The organism is Streptomyces sp. NPDC060049 (assembly GCF_042736715.1).
In the GTDB taxonomy this organism is placed as follows: domain Bacteria; phylum Actinomycetota; class Actinomycetes; order Streptomycetales; family Streptomycetaceae; genus Streptomyces.
Map to the genome: position 1 here is coordinate 137,169 of NZ_JBHWVV010000014.1, position 2,660 is coordinate 139,828.

The following is a 2,660-nucleotide window of genomic DNA, read 5'->3' on the forward strand; positions in this document are numbered from 1 at the left end:
CCACACCGCCGCTACACCCCGCGTGTTGTGGTGGTGGTGTGCGTCCGCCGTGTTGCGCGTTGGATCCCGCCGGGGGGTGCCTGGGTGTTTATACCCCCCCGCCCCCCGCCGGTTCCTCAGCGCCAGGTGTTGGTTTCCGTGACCTCACCGGACTCCAGGTCGATGCGGCCCTGGAAATCGCCCCCCGTACGCGTGGCCATCACGATGAGCGGCCGTCCGTCCTGCGGGTGGGCGGAGGCGAAACCGTGCACGTCGTCCGGGTTGCCCACCAGGCCGCGCGGCGGGCGCAGACGCATGCGCTCCGAGCCGTCGGCCCGGTAGACCACCGCGTTGTCCGAGGGGGTGAAGGGCGTGCAGTCCAGTGCCTCGACCACCACGACCAGCGTCTCGTCGCCCTCACGCCACGCCATGACGGCCTCCGGGGGGACCCCGCACAGCTTGGCGACGTCCCCGTCGGGTCCGCTCCACCGGATCGCCGTGCCGCCCTTGGTCCAGTCGACCACCACGTCGGGCTGCTGAGCTGTCATGTGGAAACCCCCGTTGCTGGACATCAGGCCGGTACGCCACGCCATTGTCCATCTCCCGGTCGACGGCCGTGTCCGTACCGTTCGAGCCGCAACCTCAGAGGCCTGAAGCCGGCTCGACCGCCGCGGCGACGGCGTCGGGAGACTCCTGCGGTGCGTCGTGCCCGGTCGTACCCGGCTCGGGCCGGGGCTACGGAGCGGAGGAATCGGCTGCGGCGCGGTATTCGGCGTTGATGCGCTGGGCTTCCTCGAGCTGGTCTTCGAGGATGACGATGCGGCAGGCGGCTTCGATGGGGGTGCCCTGGTCGACGAGTTCGCGGGCGCGGGCGGCGATGCGCAGCTGGTAGCGGGAGTAGCGGCGGTGGCCGCCCTCGGAGCGCAGCGGGGTGATCAGGCGGGCTTCGCCGATGGCGCGGAGGAAGCCTTGGGTGGTGCCGAGCATTTCCGCGGCCCGGCCCATGGTGTAGGCGGGGTAGTCGTCGTCGTCGAGACGGCCGAACGAGTCGTCTGCTGTCATTGCACCTCTCTCGTGGAACGCGTGGAGGGGCCCTGGTGCCGTACGGCACCAGGGCCCCGAAGGAACTACTACACCATCTGTCGGCCCTGGTACTGCGCCGACCCTGTGTTTCCGCCGACCCGACCGGAAAGCTGTCGGGGGGTGCGGGGATCGCGGTTCTCGACCGGAGACCACCTCGCTATCGATGTCCTGCGGTACCCGGGCTCGGACTTCCGCCCGGGCGATCCTGATGGCGCCTGGCTCCTCCGTTCTTCCCTCGTGATCGACTACTTGCCAAACGGGGACTGCGTACTGCTCGTACTGCGTACTGCCGGGTGATGCGTACTACTTGGTGATGCGTACTGCCGGGTGATGCGTACTGCTGGGTGATGCGTACTGCTGGGTGATGCGTACTGCTCCGTGGCCTGTGTCAGCGCCACGCTTCCGGCAGCCAGCCCCGTCGCCCATCGTGCACCTGCTCTGGCTTGGAACCCCACTGCCGAACTTCCCGGTGCGCGCGCCCGCAGCCGACGCCTTCACCAAGGTGCTGCTCACTGACTTCACTGCTGGGTCCTGCGAACTTCACTTGCGGGTACTGCCACTGCGTCAACTGCGGTACTGCTCACGGCGGCCCCTGATGACTGCGGGCCACCCGGTCCGGTCGTCAGTCCCGTCGCCGTCCTGCAACAACCCTGGCTTCGGAACTCCACCACCGCACCGCCCTGCGAACTGCACTTGCGGGTCCTGCTGCCCGGCAGTTCGTCTCTGCCGGGCCCTGCTGTCTCTCTGGGCTACGAGAGAAACCATAGCTACGCCACCGGCCAATGTCTACTCCGGCCGCGATAGATTTTCGTGCGCTCCGAGGGGAGCTAGCCGTCCACAGTCGGATCAGGATGTACGGAGCGGACGACACTGCAGGTCAGGAGGGCGAGACGGCCGCAGCCCGGCCGGGAACGGACGAGCCGGAGATCACCCGTCTGGCCTCCGGCGGCAGGACGGCGAGTGCCCTTCGCGCCCGCTGGCGCGGCCGCTGGAGCGGGCGGGACGGCGCGTGAATAGAATCGGCTCCCATGTCGAAGCCTGACGAGCTGCTCGTTGACGTAGCCACCCTGGTGGAGTCCGGGCAAAGCAATCAGATGTCCCTGACCGTGGTCACCGGTGGCGCTGTCATTACCGGTCGACTGGCTCCCGAAGCCGTGTGGAGGCAGCGGGTGTCGGAGGTCCTGACGGACTCCGCTCGCCTCGGCGAGTTCTCCGCCATCTTCACGGCCACGCCACTCCGGGGCGGGCCGCCCACCCATCTGCACTTCCATGTGGCCCGCATCCTCCAGGGCACGGTCGGGATCCCGGAGACGGGTGGGATGTACCGCGTCTCGATCGCGGATGTCAGCGCCTGGACCGTGGGGGACTTCAGCTACTCCGACCACTGACCTCCGAGCACTGACCTCCGAGCACTGACCTCCGACCACTGACCCGGCAGCTACCGCGACCACCGACCCGGCGCCGCGCGGAGACACGCGCGGGTACGCGGAAGGGGCCCCCCGGCGGGGGGCCGGGCGGGCCCCCGCCCGGGGCGGGGGGGGGCCCGCCCCCGGCCGCCCGGCCGCCCGGCGCCCGCGGCCCCCCGCCCCCCGCCCGAC

General features: G+C 69.9%; 3 protein-coding genes. 1 reads left to right on the top strand and 2 read right to left on the bottom strand.

The window, feature by feature from the left end:
- Positions 1-116: 116 nt before the first annotated feature.
- Together ACFWBY_RS25550 and ACFWBY_RS25555 are read right to left on the bottom strand one after the other, a co-directional pair.
- Positions 117-527, bottom strand: a complete 411-nt coding sequence (locus ACFWBY_RS25550) for a hypothetical protein (protein ID WP_385409708.1) — start codon at positions 525-527, stop codon at positions 117-119.
- Between the two features lie 187 nt (positions 528-714).
- Positions 715-1,041: a MerR family transcriptional regulator gene (locus tag ACFWBY_RS25555; RefSeq protein WP_385409709.1), complete on the bottom strand. Its 327-nt coding sequence runs from the start codon at positions 1,039-1,041 to the stop codon at positions 715-717.
- 1,049 nt (positions 1,042-2,090) lie between these two features.
- Between ACFWBY_RS25555 and ACFWBY_RS25560 the strand changes: the two genes are divergently transcribed.
- Complete coding sequence (locus ACFWBY_RS25560; protein WP_385345250.1) at positions 2,091-2,450, top strand: hypothetical protein; 360 nt, start codon at positions 2,091-2,093, stop codon at positions 2,448-2,450.
- Positions 2,451-2,660 lie beyond the last annotated feature (210 nt).

What these genes read in the sequence shown, in the direction of transcription:
- ACFWBY_RS25560 (WP_385345250.1), top strand. Translation starts at nt 2,091, where the DNA reads ATGTCGAAGCCTGACGAGCTGCTCGTTGACGTAGCCACCCTGGTGGAG.
- ACFWBY_RS25550 (WP_385409708.1), bottom strand. Translation starts at nt 527, where the DNA reads ATGACAGCTCAGCAGCCCGACGTGGTGGTCGACTGGACCAAGGGCGGC.
- ACFWBY_RS25555 (WP_385409709.1), bottom strand. Translation starts at nt 1,041, where the DNA reads ATGACAGCAGACGACTCGTTCGGCCGTCTCGACGACGACGACTACCCC.